We start from the raw sequence: 18,850 nt of genomic DNA on the forward strand, positions 1-18,850 counted from the left end.
GTGGATCTGCATTGGTGACAACCCAAGCTGTGGATAATGATGCGTGGACGAGTGCCAACCATGGATAAACTCGCAAATTTTGTGGCAGTAGATGAAATAGTTGCAGGTATACAGAAAAGCCACTCTCAACGTTGGTTGGGAGTGGCTTTGTGTTGTTAACTGTCCAAGCTAGACTCCTCGATCCAATGGATTCGCTTCGTAATCAGGTCAGCTAGAGTCACCTCTGCGGCTGAAAACTCCTTATGCAACTGAGAAACGACAGGACGAATTTTGTTTAAGGCTGTAAGTGTTTGGCTTTGAGAATTCGTGATCCGCCCTTGAACAATCCAGTCTGCAATGAGGCCATCAAACCAATAGTCAGCCATCTTCAACGTGCCGCTGATATCAATTTCAATCTGAAAACTCCGATTCAAGTCGCTTAGTTCATCGCGGAAATTTAGGATCTGGTGATTAGCCTGATGAATAAACCGTTTGGCATCATCAACATGCGAATGCTTTGCATGGGTGCTAATCAAGCCGCCGCCGCCCCATAAGTCCCATTTGCCCCAATTTTCGGCCTTTTCCAAGCTATTGGATGCATCTGTTAGCGAAGCGAGTACAAGCTTCCCAGCTGTCAGCGCTTCTTGCAGCTCTTTTACCAGAAGCTTCTGAGCGTCGATATCGTCGTCTATTCTTTCAAGTTCTCTTGATAGTAGAGGTGCGTTTAAAAGTGCGGATTCCTTCACATCCATTAGCTTATTATAGTCTTCTGCAGCTCGTTGATAGTTGGCGAGGTCATCACCGACTTGAATCAAAGCATTCTGTGCATCCAAAAGCGCCCGTTTGGCAGTTTCTAATTGAAGTGCAGCGGTAAGGACTTGTTGCCGTTCCAACTCAAGCTGTTCGGTTTTACTGCGGAGAATCGTGTGGAATAGATTTGCGAGTGACAAACGCGTCAATTGCTCTACATCTGCTTGCTCTGATTCAAGCTGTAACTCAAGCTGTCGCATGAGACGTTCCTGCTCATATACTCTAGTCAGAAGATCTTCTCTTTTACGTTCTGCTTTGTGCAGACGAAACATCCGTTCTTTCGCTACCCTCAATTGAAGGTTTAGATTATCTGGCATCTTTATCCCTCGTTTCCCAGCATTTGTTAGATGGCTCACTTTTTCAATACGTACCCAATCGGTTGGGGGTTTCGGAAATTCTTACATATACACGATGTGACTTCTCTATGGTATAATTCATACTTTGTAAGTTTAGAGAGAAATAGGAGAAATCATATGATTACCAAACAACTTTCACCACTTGTTCAAACGCTAGATTTGAAACCGCACCCTGAGGGTGGATGGTACAAAGAACTATGGAAAGCTTCCTTCGAAATCCCAAAAGAAATACTCCATGCAGCATACTCTGGTTCGAGATATGCAGCAACTTCGATCTATTTCCTGCTACATCCAGATGAATTTTCAGAATGGCATACCGTTTTGTCCGACGAGTTATGGTTATGGCACTCTGGCAGCCCAATCGTACTTACTTTAGGTGGAACTAACGAGCAGCCAAAAGCGACACAGGAAATTATTCTAGGCCCTGACGTGCAGAACGGTCAGCATCCACAAGCGCTTGTTCCAGCACATGTATGGCAAATGGCGCGACCACTAGGCGATGAACCCGTTCTGGTTTCCTGTGTAGTAGCTCCTGGTTTCCATTATGATGACTTTAAATTAATTAAGAGATGATGTGAAATAGATTTATTTTGCTAAAAGTTAAGTGATTTGGTATCTTGATGATACTAACGATATTACGCGTAAAGCATACGCCGCTAGCTCTTTTTCGAGCTGGCGGCGTTTTGTATTTTTAAAAGGAGATGGTAGCAGTGTTTGAGAAGGAGTTTGAAATCTTTTGGGCAGATCAAGTTCGGAATGCGAGTGGTCAGAGACTAGAGATGCTGCAAAGGGATCTGACAGGAACGAAGATACTTTTGAAAGGGGCGTTACTGCCTGTTTTGGGGACATTAGAGGGTTTGGTGCTTGAATATGAAATGACGAGCTTGTCAGGCGCAAAGATATACGGAGACGTATTTCATCCTATGTTAAGGACCGTTTTCGAGGATGATAGTTTCGTCACCCATGCTGAGAAAATCACAAGAGACCGTTTCTCATTTGAGAGAGCGCGTGCGCGTTCAGTTGCAATACTAGGTTACACTTACTTCCCGTATAGCCGAGATGAACTAGAAAAAAAGCCGAATTTCTGTCAAAGAAACCTGTATGAATTAATCGGCAGAATGGGCAGCATGGAAGGTGTTGAGTTGCTCCAGTTGCCTGTTTACGAGCGGGAAGTTTTGAGGTGCTCCTTGCTAAATAGTGAACCTTTCCGATTGTCGGATGTATGCACATGGATTCAGCTTAAAAGTGAGACTTGCAGAAAAGTATTGCGAGATTTGGAAGCAAAAGGTTTGGTATATCCAATTGGTAGAGGAACGATTAGGAGTCATAAGTTCATGATTACTGAAAAAGCGATTAGTCTATTGCATCGTATCAGGTAGCGTAAGTCGATAAAATCGAGTTACATGCGGCGGCCTATGCAAAAGTAGCTCCCTAACTCGAAAAAATCGAGTTACGGGAGTCGCGCGAAGCCGAAGTAGCTCCGTAACTCGAAAAATTCGAGTTACGGGAGTCGCCCGAGGCCGAATGAGCTCCGTAACTCGAAAAAATCGAGTTACGTGAGTCGAGCGAAGCCGAAGTAGCTCCCTAACTCGAAAAAATCGAGTTGCGTGAGTCGCGCGAAGCCGAACGAGCTCCGTAACTCGAAAAATTCGAGTTACGGGAGTCGCCAGAGGCCGAATGAGCTCCGTAACTCGAAAAAATCGAGTTACGTGAGTCGAGCGAAGCCGAATGAGCTCCCTAACTCGAAAAAATCGAGTTAGGGGAGTCGAGCGAAGCCGAAGTAGCTCCCTAAGTCGAAAAAATCGAGTTAGGGGAGTCGAGCGAAGCCGAAACTCCCTAACTCGAAAAAATCGAGTTAGGGGAGTCGAGCGAAGCCGAAGTAGCTCCCTAAGTCGAAAAAATCGAGTTAGGGGAGTCGAGCGAAGCCGAACGAGCTCCGTAACTCGAAAAAATCGAGTTACGGGAGTCGCCCGAGGCCGAATGAGCTCCGCAACTCGAAAAAATCGAGTTACGTGAGTCGAGCGAAGCCGAAGTAGCTCCCTAACTCGAAAAAATCGAGTTGCGTGAGTCGCGCGAAGCCGAACAGCTCCGTAACTCGAAAAAATCGAGTTACGTGAGTCGAGCGAAGCCGAATGAGCTCCCTAACTCGAAAAAATCGAGTTAGGGGAGTCGAACGAAGCCGAAGTAGCTCCCTAAGTCGAAAAAATCGAGTTAGGGGAGTCGCGCGAAGCCGAACGAGCTCCGTAACTCGAAAAAATCGAGTTACGGGAGTCGCCCGAAGCCGAACGAGCTCCGTAACTCGAAAAAATCGAGTTACGTGAGTCGAGCGAAGCCGAAGTAGCTCCCTAACTCGAAAAAATCGAGTTAGGGGAGTCGAGCGAAGCCGAAGTAGCTCCCTAAGTCGAAAAAATCGAGTTAGGGGAGTCGAGCGAAGCCGCAAAAATCGAGTTAGGGGAGTCGAGCGAAGCCGAAGTAGCTCCCTAASTCGAAAAAATCGAGTTAGGGGAGTCGAGCGAAGCCGAAGTAGCTCCCTAAGTCGAAAAAATCGAGTTAGGGGAGTCGAGCGAAGCCGAAGTAGCTCCCTAACTCGAAAAAATCGAGTTACGTGAGTCGCACGAAGCCGAACGAGCTCCCTAACTCGAAAAAATCGAGTTACATACACGCGTCAGCCGCCATTGTAATCGTTCTTCCCCCAATCCATACATCCCACACAATAAACGTAATAAAACACATATTCACATCGATTGTTGTACAATAAAATGGAGTTATGGCAAGTAAATGAACGAGGTGGCAGCATGGTTAATATTTTGGTTGTAGATGATGAGCCGATGATTTGCAAAGGTGTTGCGACGATTTTGAAGCAGTCGAAGTTGGACATTAACGAGGTTTTCATCGCGTATAACGGGTTTGAAGCGCTGGATTTTATACATTTGGAGAAAATTGATCTGGTCTTTACAGATATTCAGATGGAGAAGATGAATGGCATCGAACTGATTGAGAACATCTTCTTGGAGGACCCGTCCATTCCGATTGTGATTTTGTCGGCACATGGGGAGTTTGAGTATGCGCAGAAAGCGATCCGTTTTGGAGCGAAGGAGTATTTGGTGAAGCCAATAACCCCGCCGCATCTCATTTCGGTTGTGACCAAGCTTTTGAAGGAAAAAGAAGAGAAAGGTCAACGCTTCGCGAATTGGGAAGGCACGCGCACCCTGCCTGGGCACATGACGCATGAGACGAATTATTATTTAAATGAATTGGTGACAGGGACGATCCATGAGTCCGAGGTGCCCGCCATCCTAGAAACGCTTGATCATCGCATGAATGGCACGTATTTTAGCATGCTGACCATCAAATTAGCACTCGAGCGTGGCGGAATCCATGACCAGGAAATTTCTACTTTAAAAGACCGCAGTTTGTTGAAATACGCCGCCCTGAACATCATGGAGGAAACCGCGAGTAAATGGAGCCATCTAGTTTTCAATAATCACAATTCCATCTTCACGTTGCTGCTGCAAATTTCAGAAGAAGAGAGCAGAGGCTCGATGCGTGTGAACCAACTATTGATGGTGGCTCAAATGATTCATACCAATCTGCAGAAATATTTGAATGTGAAGAGTCAGATCGGTATAAGTCGCATCCATGAGGGGATCACAAAGTGGCCAGTGATGTTCAAGGAAGCCCTTGAGAGCTTAACGTGTTGTGAGACCGACAAGGGTCACTACATGTTCTATATTGAGGATAAAGACAGCATTAATTCGAATCCCGACGTAACCATTACTGGCGTAGATGAGGCGAATAACCGAATCGTTTATGAGACGAAAGCGTATATTGAGGGCCATTTTTGCAATAAAGGATTGAAGCTGCAGGATATTGCGGATGCGGTGCATTTGAGTCCGAATTATTTGAGTTATTTGTTCAAAAAAGTGATGGGAACGAACATCTGGGACTATGTCACGAAGCTCCGGATGGAAGAAGGGAAACGTCTTATACTGACAACGGATAAACGGCGCTATGAGATTTCTGAAGAAATCGGTTATGAATCTCCGGAACATTTTAGCAAAATTTTCAAAAAACATTTCGGAATCAACATCTCGGAAGTGAAGCAAACAGGTGCGTAACATACGACATACTAAGCGTAATACGACACATCGCCCTTGCCTTGAACTCCCCTTATAATCAAAAATGTAGCAACTACAAGTGAATGCGATTCGAAAGGGGAACCAAACATGAGAGCAAAGAAAGCGTCAACACTGAGTGCGATTGCGTTAACGGTATTGATTGCGGGATGCAGTTCAAGCAACGGAACATCCAGTGCGACAAGCCCAGCTCCTGCGGCAAAAGAATCTACACTAGCTGCTGCAACAACTGCACCTGCTGCGAAGAAAGTAACAATTACAGCTCAAAGTTTTAAATCTGACCAAAAGGAAAAAAACGATCAACTGGATCAACGTATCGCCCGATTTAAAACGAAATTCCCGAATGCTGATTTCAAAAAAGACGACTGGCAATATAATCCTCTCGAGATCGGGATCAAAATGGCTTCGAACAGTGCGCCAACCGAGTATACGACGTATGCAACGGAAGGCAAAGTACTCGTTGATAAGAAATGGGTTGCCGATATTACCGATTCCATGAGTTCATGGGTACATGCCAAAGATATGAATGATCTGCTCTCCAAGCCATTTGTTGTGAACGGCAAAACCTACGGTGTACCGATTGATGGATATGTCATGACAATCACGTTGAATAAAAAGTTGTTCAAAGATAAAGGTGTAGAGCTTCCGCCAATGGATTGGACATGGGAAGATCTGCTAGCCGCAGCGAGAAAAATCAATGATCCAGCCAAAGGAATTGCCGGCTTTATTCCTATGGGCAAAGGGCCGGAAGCAGGCTGGAACTGGACGAATTTCCTTTATGCTGCAGGAGGTGATGTACAGAAGCTAGATAATGGTAAAGTAGTCGGCGTCTTTAATTCAGAGGCTGGTTTGCAAGCACTTGAATTTTACAAAAAACTCAAGGATGAGAACCTGATCCCGCAAAACTGGGCACTTGGTTATGGCGATGCTTTGAATGCCTTTGCGCAAGGGCGTGGCGCGATGGTGATGTGCGGAAGCGGTAACGCTGCAGATACAGCGATCAATGAAGGCGGCATCAGCAAGGATGATCTCGTTGTCTATCCGATGCCTTCCTTTACTAAGGGCGGCAAACACACGGGCGTACTTGGCGGAAACTATCGCGTAATCAATCCGAAGAGTGATAAAGATCAACAAGAAGTGGCATTCAAATGGATTACTGATGAGTACTTCACTGATGATTTCTTGAACTCCACGAAGAAAGAGATCGAAGATCGTAAAGGTAAAAACCGCGTCTACATCCCACAACCGATCAACTACTGGAAAGATTCCTCAGATTTTGGTAAAAAATATACGGATCTCTTAGCGAAGTACGATAACGTGTTCAAATACGATCCGCAATTGCTAGCTTTATGGGATGGCAAGCCGGAAGCGCAATACGAAGCTCAGAAGTACTATACAGAAATGGCGAATGTCATTCAAAAGGTGTTTACGACGAAAGATGTGGATTTGAAAAAAGCGCTGTCTGAAGCCGCGACCAAGGTTCAAACGGAAACGTTTGACAAAGTGAAGGTCGAATAGGCAAGCCTAATCCCCGGATCTAAACCGTTCATGGTTTAGATCCGATTTTCTCACAAGGAGTGTTTAGGATGGATGCAGAGCTAAGTTCACAACCTGTCGTAGCAAGCCGGGCATCAAAGAAGCGAATGAACTGGTATTTATGGGGTACGCTGTTTATTTTACCGGAAGTCGTGTTATTCATTATCTTTCTGTGGGTGCCGATTCTTAAGGGCATTTTCTATAGCTTCTATAATATTGATTTTGTAGATGGCAATCATTTCACTGGCTTAGCAAATTATGTGAGTATTCTGAAGGATGATCTGCTATGGATTTCAATTAAGAATACCTTGATCTATATGGCTTTGGGGATTATTCTTGGCTTCTGGATCCCCCCACTTGTGGCGATCGCCGTGTCTGAGCTTCGTCGGTTTCAAGGCGCAGCACGCATCATCAGTTATTTACCTAGTGCGGTGCCCGCCATTGTATTATACGGCATGTGGATGTGGTTCTTTGATGCTGTAGGTCCTATTAATAGTCTGTTACAAAAGGTAGGCATGGACCAAGTTTCGTTCTTTAGTCCGAAATTAGCAATGGCTTCGATTGTCATTCTAGAAACGTGGCAAAGCTTCGGGGCAGCTACGCTCATCTATATTGCGGCGATTGTTGGGATTCCCAGGGATTTATACGAAGCCGCTGAAATCGACGGTGCCAGTGTGTGGCAGCGCGTGCGTTATATCATTTTGCCTAGTATCAAAACCCTCATGGGACTCCTGCTTGTACTCCAACTGATCACGACCTCCCAAGGCTTCCAAGCGCAATTATCGATGACGGACGGCGGTCCGAATAATGCCACGTTGACATACTTATTATGGCTCAATCATACGGCGTTCCGCGATCTGGATTTCGGCAAAGCAAGCGCGATGGGCAGCTTGATGTTCTTCGTACTCATTGGAATGACCATCTTTTACAACGTCATGCAGCGTAGGAGTGAGAGAGCATGAAGCAAGGCGAACGCGGGTTAATTTCTCAGTATGATTTTAAAAAAGGTTCCGTCAAATTCGGTTACACTCTTATGGTGCTGCTCATTTTGGCGATTGCGGTAACGACGGTCTACCCGTTTCTGAATACGTTTTTCGGTTCTCTGAAAACGCGTGAGGAGTTTTTCACTTTTCCACCCACGTTTTTCCCGAAGCATTGGATTTGGAAAAATTATGACGATGCGTTTAATAGCTTTGATCTTCCGTTACTGACGTTTTTGAAAAATACGCTAGTCATCTATGTTGGGAATGTGGCCTTTTCCCTGTTATTTATCGGGCTGGCTGCCTATGCGTTATCCCATTTGAGAGTGCCATTCAAGCGTTGGTTGACAGTGTTCTTTTTTTCGACGCTTTTGATTCCACCGGCAACGTATATCGTCCCTAACTTTTTGAATTTGAAAAGCTTAGGTATGATCAACACGTATTGGGCGTTCTGGTTACCCGCAGCGGCGAATGCTTATTTCATGCTGCTGCTCAAAAATTTCTTCGATGGCATTCACAAAGAAGTGCTGGAAGCTGCTCGCATCGACGGAGCAAGTGAATTCACTTCTTTCATTCGAATTGCGGTTCCGCTGTCAACGCCGATTATTGGCACGTTGCTCATGTTGTCGTTCTCTACCACATGGAATGATTTCTACTGGCCGAACATTGTGATGACGGATAAAAGCATGTACCCACTCGCCACAGGTATTTATCGCTATGTGGTGTACTACAACTCTGTTATTCCGTGGAGTGTGCGTTTCGCCGTGTTGACGATGGCAATGCTGCCGCCAGTGCTCTTTTTCTTGATTTTTCAAAAGTTTATGATTCGCGGTTTATCAGTATCTAGTGTGAAAGGATAGGGAGATGCGTCCTTCAGAATGCGAATTCTGGAGGCGTTTTCTTTGCGTTTAAAGGAGTTTCTTTCGAGCATAGCGAACGTACTGTTAGCTATTGTACACTGGTAATGTTTGTGGTTTGTGGCGGCCTAGGCGGAAAGCCATGGAAAGGATGATAGACAGGGATGCGTAAAATGCTGCAAAATATGAAGCTAATGAAAAAGTTGATCCTGCTGCTTATCGTCTTTGTGGTGATCCCAACGCTCGTATTGGATTTGGTCGTTGCCAAAAAGTTGGAATCTATTACGGAGGAACAAGTAGGGACAGCACTGCTCCAATTAGTTCGGGGAAGTCATTTGACACTAGACCGTGAAAGCAGCGATTTTGAAGAAAAAACGGAAAAAATCATGATTTCGCAAGAAATCCAACAATTGGTGAGCGTACCGTCATCCTCCGAATATGAGCGATTTGAGATTTTCAAAGCGCTAGATAAATATTTGAACAACTATTCAACGAATGCTGTTCGGTACTCACTGTTTTTCTCAGATAAAGATAAATTGTATTCCTTCGTCCCTAATTCAGACCTGTTGAATAACGGGGTATTTTATTCGACAGATATGACGGATCTTTCGTGGTATAAAGTGGTCAGCAATGCGAAAGGCAGAGGGATTATTCGTGTCATTGATAAATTCGGATATAACCCGAATAACACGCAAACTGTCGCCTATTTGAGGCAATTAAACAGTATTTATAACGGCGAAACAGTTATCGGCTACTTGGTTGTATCGGGCATTGAAACGCCGTTGCAGATGGATTTTGTTCCTTTTGATAAATACAAAGATGCACAAATTCTGTTGCTCGATCCGGATAACACGGTGTTGGCGACGAATACCGAAGCTTTCGGGATTGGCTCGAAGATTGGTGTACCCGTAGGCAAGGAAGAAGGAGTTTATAAGCAAATTGAGAACGGCAATGAGATCATGTCGGTCATTCATACGAGTGAAATCACGGGGACTAAGCTACTGATGCGCGTTCCGGTCCAGTCGATCATTATTGATCATATCAGCGTTCAACGATTGGTAGATTGGATTATGTTGATCTATTTCTTTATTTTGATTTTGGCGAGTATGTACTTCATACAATCGATTCTGAAGCCAATTTCCCGACTGGCACGAATCACGAATTCGTATCATCCAGGAAAGCCATTAGCCATTACCATGCATGCGGAGAGTAAAAATGAGATCATCCTGCTGAGCAATCATTTCATCCGAATGACCAATCGATTGAATCAGACGATTTATGATCAATATGAGCTTGAATTAAAGCACAAGGAAGTTGAATTGTCGATTTTACATACACAAATCAATCCACATCTTCTCTATAATACATTGGAGTCCGTCTACTGGCATACGTTAATGGAGGGGGCAGCGGAATCCGCTGAAATGATTAAGGATCTGTCGCTCATTATGCGAATTGGGCTTAGTAAAGGCAAGCTGCTCATACCAGTGATGGAAGAAATCAATCATGCGGAGGCGTATGTACGGCTCCAATTATTCCGCTATGAGTATGCATTCAAAGCGTATTGGGAGATCGAAGAGGAGGCCAAACGTTATCTAATGCCAAAGGTGCTTCTGCAGCCGATTATCGAGAATGCCATCCTCCATGGGATCAAGAATATGAGTCAGGACGGGGAACTCTGGATCAAGGTGAAGTATTCGGAGGGGAGAATCATCATCAGTGTTGAGGATAACGGATACCGCCCGGCCGACATTGGGATGCTGAATGCCATTTTGCAGGGGAAAGAGAGTAGTAAGGGATTCGGTATAATTAATGTGCAAAAGCGGATTCAGCTGCATTTCGGGGAAGGGTTCGGTTTGCAGTATGCGCTGCGGGAGGATCAGGGTGTAAGAGCGTGGATCGAGATCCCGGCGGTGTTGGATGAGACGGATTGGAAGTAGGGTACAGTGGATAGAGCCAATACCGAGGAAGCAGTATAAGTGCGCAACCACCACCTGACAAGCTGTAGATGAAAAACGCAACCGTCCGTTTGGGACGGTTGCGTTTTTTGCATTCACATATAGAATTTGTGACCGTGATAGAAACCATTTTGATCCTATATCCACATGCGTGGAAATGCCCCGTAAGTTAATTTTGCGGAAAGGAAGACAGATCTTCAGGTGATTCAGAATTCTCCGTCACGTCAATGTAATGGTCAATTGAATCTAGAACCTGACTAAGCGGCGATTGAGCAAATATAATACGATCCGCGTGAATAGCGTTATAGGTGCTGTCATCTTTGTTAATTTTGAATCCTCTATAATTCTCGTAAATGGTTTTCATGGTAATCTCTCCCTCACTAGGATGTATATAATAAAATAACACCAAATGGATAAGTTTGGTAGAGGTGTAAAATAAGAGATTGTGTCACTTTGTGACTAGTTAGATAAATTATTTATGACATTGTTCTTAGATTTGGAATAACACAAAATTCATGCTTGCTGTTGTGATTGCACAGACTGTGCTTTCACTCGTTCTCGCACCTCGGCTGGCTAAAATCATCTTTGGCCTGTTTATTGCTGGGCTCATTGTCCCGTCCCAAGTCAATATGCTGCCGATTTACTCGTTTACACATAAATTAGGCTGGTCTGATCATTTATACGGATTAGTACTTGTCTCTGTTGCGATGCTCATGCCATTGACTGTTATCATGTTGAAAGGCTTTATGCAGGTGCTGAACCAAGAGATTTTGGAAGCGGATAGTATAGACGGGGCTAGCGAGTGGAAACTATATTCACGTACCGCATTGCCTTTATCTGCTCCTTCCTTAAAGGCAATGGCTACTTTCTTGTACGTGATGGTCTGGAATGATTTGTTAATCCCTATGCTGCTTACAGGAGTAGTGATCACGGCAGTTCCAATGATTGTGATGTTCTTATTCTTTCAGCGGTATTTCGTTGCTGGTGTTATGGCGGGATCCTTGAAGGGTTAAAAGGCAAGGGGGTGGAACGGTCGCGATCAGTTGCGACTGTTTTTTGTTTCCACATTAATACCAATCTTTGATTGCGGTCGCTATCATAGGATGGCTATGAGATGATGTATTTTCATTCTGTTCTTTTTTATGTTACAGTTAGGTGGAGGTGATTATTTGTGGTGAAATTAAGTATTTTGGATCAATCGCAAATTGGAGAAGGTCGTAATGCCGCGCAGACGCTGGCTGAGACGACTGAACTAGCACAAGAAGCAGATCGAATTGGTTATAGCCGGTTCTGGGTGTCGGAGCATCATGCTTCACAAGCCTTGGCGCATTCGAGTCCAGAGGTTCTGATCGCACATTTGGCTGCCAAAACTGATCGCATCCGACTAGGCTCTGGAGGCATCATGATGCCACATTATAGCGCATATAAAGTTGCTGAAAACTTCCGCTTGCTAGAGGCGCTTCATCCCGGGCGTATCGATGTTGGGCTTGGCCGCGCACCAGGTGGCATGCCAATATCCACGCGTGCGCTGCAAGAGGGCAAATATACAGGCGTTGACCAATACCCGCAGCAAATCGCTGATTTGACGGGTTATTTATATGATTCACTTCCAGCGGGGCATAGGTTCGCCGCGCTGCAAGCATCGCCGATTATTCCGACAGCTCCGGAAATTTGGCTGCTCGGCTCTTCCTATGACAGCGCAAGAATTGCTGCTGATCAAGGGGCGGCATTCGGCTTCGCGCAATTTTTCGGGAACGCGGATTGTGAGCAGGCGCTGCGAATTTATCGCGAGCACTTTACGCCGTCGATCTTGAATGAAAAGCCACACTCCCTAGCAGCCGTGTTGGTCATCTGTGCAGATACGGAAGAAGAAGCGAATCAACTAGCGCTTAGTACAGATTTGTTCTTCTTGTCTTTGGGTCGCGGAATGCTGCTTCCGTCATTCCCTTCCGTGAACACGGCACTCAATTACCCGTATACGGAGAATGACTATGCCATGATTCGCAATGGTCGCCACAGACGAATTGTTGGCACGCCAGTGCAAGTGAAAGAAGAGATCTTGAAGTTGAATGAAGCTTATCAAGCGGATGAAATCATGGTCGTCTCGCCGATTCATAACATCGAAGCGCGATTGCATTCGTATCGCTTGCTGGCGAAGGCGTTCGAGCTGTAGTTTCAACCAAGCCATTCGTGTATCATGCGCCGAACTATAGTCAAACAGGCCGTCCCTGCACAACGCGCCACACTATTGTCATACATGCCGTCACCCGCCATCATCGCGGTATTAACTGGAAAAAGTACAGCTAATTTCGCCGAATTTGCCTAAAAATATGAAATAACTGGATTTTATGTTGCTAATTTCAGTGATTTGGTCTGATTTCAACCAATCGGTGAAGATTAGATGTAGGTTTTCCAGTTATTCTCTTTAATCAGCGATTTTGCGTGAAATTAGCTACATATTTTCCATTTATTTTGCAAGATGAGTGGCAGGAGGATGGTTTGCTCACACATCTAACCACCATTCTGAAAACCATATTTGCGTTTTTTGGTCACTGCCATTACACTTAAACAAAAAACGGTGGAGTGGTGGCATGAGCAAGAATCGCGTATGGAACAAGGGAAAACGGAATGGTGGAGGCGGGCCTGCACCGGGAACAGGGTATAAAGAGAAGCTTGAAGCAGAACAAGCTTTTAAACCGGAAGTGATTGATCTTTCGAATCCGATTAATCAAGTGAAACGTATGAGCCGTGAGAACTGGGTAGAACGCCCGATCCGACCAGCTCGAGCACAACAGCCGAATAAGTAACAATCGCGACAAGCCTAACTAGTCTCCGTCAATGGAGATTGTGTGTAGGCTTTTTTTTTTTTACGCCAAAATATTCGTTAGCTAGTCACTCATGCGACTTTTTCCGCCTTAAACGCCATATAAATGAAAAATGTGCCGAAGGTGTGATTAGGAAGTGCCAAGCGGATAAGGTTCGACAAAGGAGGCCATGCATCATGAGATCCGTCTTGAAGCTAGAAATCGAGGAAGCGAAGGTGATGATTGCTGCAGGTATTCAAGCTGCTGTGGAGGCTAAGGCGGCAGAAACGATTTGTATCGTCGACGAAGGCGGCTATTTGTTAGCCTTAGAGCGAATGAATGGGGCACGCAACACGAGCCCTGAGCTAGCTATGGCGAAAGCTTTTACGGCAAGCGGGCATAGACGCTCGACGCATCTGTTTAATCAGCCTGGCGGGCCAGCGACGATCCATGGGGAAGCATTTGGCATTCATGCGATGATGCCAGGGAAGTTTGCGATCTTTGTAGGCGGCTTTCCTATCGTAGTCAACGGTCAAGTCATTGGCGGGGTAGGCGTGAGCGGAGGAGTTGGCGAGGATGATATTGCTGTTGGAGTGGCCACCTTAAGGGCGCTGCAGCAGCACCTAGGCGATAGATTCGAAGTGCTTACCGATGCGGATATCAAAAAGTGAGAAGAGGCGCGGCCTCGACCTAAATGGTATTAAAAGAGCAACCCCCGATACCTCTCCGAAGAGAGAAATCGGGGGTTGCTTTTACGACATAAGGCTTCTAACATACTTGAACGATTCTTCGATCGTGTGATCTTCGAGACGCTCCAAGGAAATATCTACGCCTGGCTTGTATTGGTGTAGCTTTTGTAAGAAAGCTGACGTCTCAAATATACCTTTACCGGACGCAATTTCATTCTTTTGACCATTGTTCACGACATAATCCTTCAAATGAGTCAGTACAATTCGGCTGCCAAAAGTTGCGAAGGCATGATCCAAGAAAGCTTCTTGATCTTGCGGCTCAACGACAGTCGGAGGGATCAAATTAACTGGATCAAATACGACGCCTAAGGTGCTGGAAGGCACTTCTGCTAAGATTTGAGCCATTTTCTCAGTACTCGATAATGTATGTGTGAAAACTGGCTCTAATCCGATATGAACACCCCAACGATCGGCCTCTTCGGCTAATTCCTCAACCGTTTGCTTCAGGATGGACCATCCTTTGGCCTCATACCCGTTAGCATCCTCCGCAAGATACGTTGTTAGATCACCTGTTTCAGTAGCCACAATGGACGTTCCGAAATCACGAGCGTATCGCAAATGCTCTTTGAATCTATCGATCTCATAACGACGCTGCTGCGGATCCGGATGAATAGGATTGATATAACATCCGAGCACGCCAATCCGCACGCCTGCACGATGGAATTGCTCGCCAATATGATTGGCGAGAGCTGGACTTAATTTCCCGAGACTTAAATCATAATCGCTAATGGCTTTACTAAGCGCTAATTGAACGAAGTCGATGCCACGTCCGCTTAACTTCGCGGTCAATTCCTTCAAGGGCAGGTGGCCGACGGTATGAGCGAGTGTCCCAATACCCATCTATCTGGCCATCCATCCGCCGTCCACGCAAAGCACGTGTCCGTTCATATAATCGGAAGCGTCTGAAGACAAGAAGACAACAGGGCCTTTCAAATCTTCAGGTGAACCCCAACGACCCGCAGGAATACGCTCAGTAATTGAAGCTGTACGTTTTTCATCTTTGAGAATTGGAGCTGTGTTATTCGTCGTCATATAGCCTGGAGCAATAGCATTGATTTGGATGCCTTTTCCAGCCCACTCGTTCGCTAGTGCTTTCGTCACACCTGCAATCGCATGCTTACTAGCTGTGTAACCTGGCACGTTGATTCCACCTTGGTATGTCAGCATGGAAGCAATATTTACGATTTTACCGCTGCCGCGCTCGATCATATGACGACCAATCAGCTGGCATAGGAAGAATGCGGAGTTCAAGTTCAGGTCAATAACATCGTGCCAATCTTGACGCGCATGGTCAACGGCTGGTGTACGACGAATAATACCCGCGTTATTCACTAAGATATCGATGCTGCCGTAAATGCCAATCGCTCTAGCAACGACATCCTCAAGAATGTCTTCATTGCTTAGATCTGCCGCGATAAGTTCAGCTTTGCCGCCTAATGCGCGAATCGCTTCAACAGTTTGAACGCTTTCAGAAGAAGAAACAGCGATTACATTCGCGCCTGCTTCCGCAAGTCCGATCGCCATAGCTTGGCCTAAGCCGCCTGAAGCGCCAGTTACAAATGCTGTTTTACCCGAGAGATTAAAAAGTGTCATAACATACTCCTTTTCATAATAAGCAATTATTGGTTTCACTGTTTATTAAGTTGTTTCGCTTAATGCGTTTCAATCTGAATGCCTGTTTCACGGAACTGCTGCGCCGTTTCTTCGGTCAACCCGCTATCGGTTATAATCATGGACACCTCAGAGAGGGAGGCGAAGGTTCGCAGCGCGCATTGTCCAAATTTAAAATGATCGATAACCCCATATACCGTTGCGCTCGAACTTATTAAGGCCCGCTTATATTCAACTAGATCATTGGTGTAAATCGTAAAACCATGCTGCAGATGTACACCAGTGGCCGAAATGAACGATTTCTGAATGTTGAGATCTCGCACATAGTCTACAGCTTCTGGGCCAGCAAGCATGTTGCGCAGGCGATAACCACCAGGCACGACGAGCCGAATTTCATCCTTATGGACAAGTTCTGAAATAATGTAAAGATCATTCGTGACAACGGTAAGCGGCTGATTATCCAGCCGCCTAGCAATTTCAAGCGTTGTGGAGCCACCATCCAATGCGATGATATCGCGAGGTTGGATGTATCGGAGTGCAAGAGATGCAATCTCTGATTTTTTGTCCGCATGCTTAATATTCGGTTCTTTCGCAGAGAGGATGCCTAACTGATCACTTTGAGCTAGCATAGCTCCGCCATGAATGCGGATAAGCAGCCCCTTTTCTTCCAGCTTGGCTAAATCTTCGCGAATGGTTTTACCTGTTACTTCTAGACGTTCACTCAGCTCATTCACGGTGACTTCTTTCTGAGCGAGTAAAACTTCCATGATTGTTTCATATCTGCGTAATGGATTCATCGGGATTCATCCGTTCTTCTAGTGGGATTACCGATTATTTTAAATCTTGCATAGCTACTGCATCCATATCGTTGAACATTTGATTTTCACCAGCCATACCCCAAATGAATGTGTAGTTGTTCGTACCAACACCACTGTGAATGGACCAACTTGGGGAAATAACAGCTTGCTCATTGCGCATAACAACGTGACGCGTTTGTTGTGGCTCGCCCATCATGTGGAAGACAACAGCATCTTCTGGCATGTCAAAATAGAAATAAACCTCGGAACGACGGTTATGCGTATGCGATGGCATTGTATTCCACATGTTGCCTGGCTTCAATAATGTCATTCCCATAACAAGTTGACAGCTTTGAACGCCATCCAAGTGGATGTATTTATAAATAGTACGCTCATTAGACGTGTTGATGCTGCCCAGGTGTGCAGGCGTCGCTTCGCTGATCGCAACCTTAACAGTTGGGTACGTTGTGTGAGCTGGTGTGGAGTTGAAGTAGAACTTCGCTGGGTTCGCTGCATCATCGCTTGCGAAGGAAATTTCTTTGGAACCTAGCCCAATGTAAATGCAGTCTTTGGAATCCATTGTGTACGCTGTGCCATCGACAGTGATTGTCCCTCTAGCACCAACATTGATAATTCCGATCTCGCGGCGCTCTAAGAAGTAGTCAGCAGCCATTTCTTTGCGATCAGCTTCTAATTGAAGCGTTTCTGTCGTTGGCAGAACGCCGCCAATAATAAAACGATCAACATGTGAGTAAACTAATGTCACTTGGTTTTCTGTAAATAAAGATTGAATTTGAAATTCAGCTTGTAAACGTTCAGTATCAAATTGTTTAACTTCATTCGGGTGTGACGCATAGCGGATATCCATGGATTAATCTCTCCTTAGGGTTGGTTTATTTGTGTTGATATACGTTCATATAGGTTTAATTTACTTCATATCAACCATTTAGGCAAGGGCATCTTACTTGCGAGATGTGGAAATTATGGAAGTTGTGAATAAAGTGAACGGAAAGTGTACAAAACAAGCAAACGAGTACAGTTTATTAAGAAGGTAAGAAGGAGGCCCCCACATGTCGATGGATAAAAGTCATTATTTCGATCACGTTTGCAATGATACAATCCCAACACTGCCAGAGGAAGAAGATACAACACCGACAGATATGTTAAGTGATGCGGTTGCAGAAATTATGGATAATTTAAGTCATCCCTTTTCGGATGATGATTACACAGACCGAGACTGAATAATGTAGAAATGCCCCTTCCATTGGAAGGGATTTTCTTTTTGTAGGCAGGGGAGTACAATGACCATATGAACGGATGGAAAGGAGGCCCCAATGTCACAACCGACAAGAATATTTCCTATTTTGTTGCCAGATCACCCTTGTCATCCACAGGTGGTTGCTTATTATTTTAAACAATGGCAAGGCTTTCATATGCCCTTTCACCGACATGATGCGACTGAGATCATGTATACCATACATGGCTTTTGTGATGTAGATGTACAGCTTTCCCCAACAAGAACGGAACGAGTTAGATTGAAAAAAGGGGAGTTCATTCTACTCAATGCCAATATTGCCCATCGACTTATTGTGGAAGAGGATGAGCCATGTCGGATGCTCAATGTGGAATTTCGTTTTACATCTCATCAAGGCGTGATGCCGTCTTTACAGCAGCTTGCCGCGGAAGAGAAACAGCTGAGCTCTTTATTGGGAATTCAGAGCGCTTACGTAGTGTTGCGTGACCCTGATGAAGTGTATCATGTGATGAAAAGTTTGGTGCTAGAGTTAGACAAGCCGGCTGACAAGAGCGAGTCCATGATTCAACTGTTATTTGCTCAACTATTGATTCGAATCGCTCGTTTACGACGTGAATCCGCAAGTAGTAGTTTGGTACAAAGCGAGTGGTATGTGAAGAAAAGTATGGATTATATGCATCAGAATTACGATCGCGAGATTCAAGTGAAAGACATAGCAGGGGCTGTGAATTTACATCCAGGCTATTTACAGCGCATATTCAAAGCGGTGACAAGGCAAACCCTCATGGCTTACTTAACGGAAATAAGGATGGAAAAAGCACAAATGCTGCTGCTAGAAACAGACATCCCGATCGCGGATATCTCTGATTATATCGGGGTGGGCAGCCGTCAGTATTTTCATATGTTATTCAAGGCGCATACCAATTTAACACCTACGGATTATCGCAAGTCGATGAATACGTACAAGCGTATGTATCCAGAAGGAAGTTAGTATTTTTGACAAATGGTATGCAATGAAGTTAGAA

General features: G+C 45.1%; 19 protein-coding genes. 13 read left to right on the forward strand and 6 right to left on the reverse strand.

Going from position 1 to position 18,850, the window contains the following annotated elements; all coding sequences use genetic code 11:
- Positions 1-155 precede the first annotated feature (155 nt).
- Positions 156-1,106: a hypothetical protein gene (locus ASG89_RS27715; protein ID WP_057314429.1), complete on the reverse strand. Its 951-nt coding sequence runs from the start codon at positions 1,104-1,106 to the stop codon at positions 156-158.
- A 159-nt stretch (positions 1,107-1,265) separates the two neighbouring features.
- Here ASG89_RS27715 and ASG89_RS27720 point away from each other — a divergent pair, with 159 nt between their 5' ends.
- From ASG89_RS27720 to ASG89_RS27750, 7 genes are all read left to right on the forward strand, one after another.
- A complete protein-coding gene (locus ASG89_RS27720; protein WP_057314829.1) occupies positions 1,266-1,718 on the forward strand; it encodes a cupin domain-containing protein in 453 nt (150 codons plus the stop codon).
- Positions 1,719-1,855: 137 nt separating this feature from the next.
- Positions 1,856-2,524, forward strand: coding sequence for a hypothetical protein (locus ASG89_RS27725; RefSeq protein ID WP_057314432.1), 669 nt, complete (start codon positions 1,856-1,858; stop codon positions 2,522-2,524).
- A gap of 1,416 nt (positions 2,525-3,940) precedes the next feature.
- Entirely contained in the window at positions 3,941-5,263 is a 1,323-nt protein-coding gene (locus ASG89_RS27730; protein ID WP_057314434.1) for a response regulator, read from the forward strand.
- 108 nt (positions 5,264-5,371) lie between these two features.
- Entirely contained in the window at positions 5,372-6,799 is a 1,428-nt protein-coding gene (locus ASG89_RS27735) for an ABC transporter substrate-binding protein (RefSeq protein WP_057314436.1), read from the forward strand.
- Positions 6,800-6,867: 68 nt separating this feature from the next.
- Entirely contained in the window at positions 6,868-7,779 is a 912-nt protein-coding gene (locus ASG89_RS27740; protein WP_057314438.1) for a carbohydrate ABC transporter permease, read from the forward strand.
- Positions 7,776-8,657, forward strand: coding sequence for a carbohydrate ABC transporter permease (locus ASG89_RS27745; RefSeq protein WP_057314441.1), 882 nt, complete (start codon positions 7,776-7,778; stop codon positions 8,655-8,657). Before ASG89_RS27740 ends, ASG89_RS27745 begins: the two co-directional genes overlap by 4 nt.
- A gap of 161 nt (positions 8,658-8,818) precedes the next feature.
- Complete coding sequence (locus ASG89_RS27750; protein WP_057314442.1) at positions 8,819-10,591, forward strand: histidine kinase; 1,773 nt, start codon at positions 8,819-8,821, stop codon at positions 10,589-10,591.
- A 187-nt stretch (positions 10,592-10,778) separates the two neighbouring features.
- On the opposite strand, the gene ASG89_RS27755 is transcribed toward ASG89_RS27750, so the two are convergent.
- Positions 10,779-10,973, reverse strand: a complete 195-nt coding sequence (locus ASG89_RS27755) for a hypothetical protein (protein ID WP_057314444.1) — start codon at positions 10,971-10,973, stop codon at positions 10,779-10,781.
- Between the two features lie 151 nt (positions 10,974-11,124).
- Between ASG89_RS27755 and ASG89_RS27760 the strand changes: the two genes are divergently transcribed.
- The 4 genes from ASG89_RS27760 (at position 11,125) to ASG89_RS27775 (ending at position 14,084) form a co-directional block, all read left to right on the forward strand.
- Entirely contained in the window at positions 11,125-11,622 is a 498-nt protein-coding gene (locus tag ASG89_RS27760; RefSeq protein ID WP_057314446.1) for a carbohydrate ABC transporter permease, read from the forward strand.
- Positions 11,623-11,780: 158 nt separating this feature from the next.
- The gene (locus ASG89_RS27765) at positions 11,781-12,782 is read left to right on the forward strand and encodes an LLM class flavin-dependent oxidoreductase (RefSeq protein ID WP_057314448.1); all 1,002 of its coding nucleotides are present in this window, start codon (positions 11,781-11,783) and stop codon (positions 12,780-12,782) included.
- A gap of 418 nt (positions 12,783-13,200) precedes the next feature.
- Positions 13,201-13,416 (forward strand): hypothetical protein, encoded by a 216-nt coding sequence (locus ASG89_RS27770; RefSeq protein ID WP_057314451.1) that lies wholly within the window; start codon positions 13,201-13,203, stop codon positions 13,414-13,416.
- A gap of 194 nt (positions 13,417-13,610) precedes the next feature.
- On the forward strand, positions 13,611-14,084 hold the full coding sequence (locus ASG89_RS27775) for a GlcG/HbpS family heme-binding protein (protein ID WP_057314453.1): 474 nt from the start codon (positions 13,611-13,613) through the stop codon (positions 14,082-14,084).
- Between the two features lie 81 nt (positions 14,085-14,165).
- On the opposite strand, the gene ASG89_RS27780 is transcribed toward ASG89_RS27775, so the two are convergent.
- From ASG89_RS27780 to kduI, 4 genes are read right to left on the reverse strand one after another with little or no spacing between them, the layout of a single operon-like run.
- Positions 14,166-15,002 carry a sugar phosphate isomerase/epimerase family protein gene (locus ASG89_RS27780; RefSeq protein WP_057314455.1) on the reverse strand — a complete coding sequence of 279 codons (837 nt, stop codon included), beginning with the start codon at positions 15,000-15,002 and terminating at the stop codon, positions 14,166-14,168.
- Positions 15,003-15,755, reverse strand: a complete 753-nt coding sequence (gene kduD, locus ASG89_RS27785; RefSeq protein ID WP_057314457.1) for a 2-dehydro-3-deoxy-D-gluconate 5-dehydrogenase KduD — start codon at positions 15,753-15,755, stop codon at positions 15,003-15,005.
- A gap of 59 nt (positions 15,756-15,814) precedes the next feature.
- Positions 15,815-16,570, reverse strand: coding sequence for a DeoR/GlpR family DNA-binding transcription regulator (locus ASG89_RS27790; RefSeq protein ID WP_057314459.1), 756 nt, complete (start codon positions 16,568-16,570; stop codon positions 15,815-15,817).
- 34 nt (positions 16,571-16,604) lie between these two features.
- Positions 16,605-17,438: a 5-dehydro-4-deoxy-D-glucuronate isomerase gene (gene kduI, locus ASG89_RS27795; protein WP_057314461.1), complete on the reverse strand. Its 834-nt coding sequence runs from the start codon at positions 17,436-17,438 to the stop codon at positions 16,605-16,607.
- 202 nt (positions 17,439-17,640) lie between these two features.
- Here kduI and ASG89_RS36780 point away from each other — a divergent pair, with 202 nt between their 5' ends.
- Complete coding sequence (locus ASG89_RS36780; protein WP_157276843.1) at positions 17,641-17,811, forward strand: hypothetical protein; 171 nt, start codon at positions 17,641-17,643, stop codon at positions 17,809-17,811.
- Between the two features lie 93 nt (positions 17,812-17,904).
- On the forward strand, positions 17,905-18,816 hold the full coding sequence (locus ASG89_RS27800; RefSeq protein WP_057314463.1) for an AraC family transcriptional regulator: 912 nt from the start codon (positions 17,905-17,907) through the stop codon (positions 18,814-18,816).
- The last annotated feature ends 34 nt before the right edge of the window (positions 18,817-18,850 follow it).

Origin of the sequence: Paenibacillus sp. Soil766 (assembly GCF_001428105.1) — a bacterium.
In the GTDB taxonomy this organism is placed as follows: domain Bacteria; phylum Bacillota; class Bacilli; order Paenibacillales; family NBRC-103111; genus Paenibacillus_E.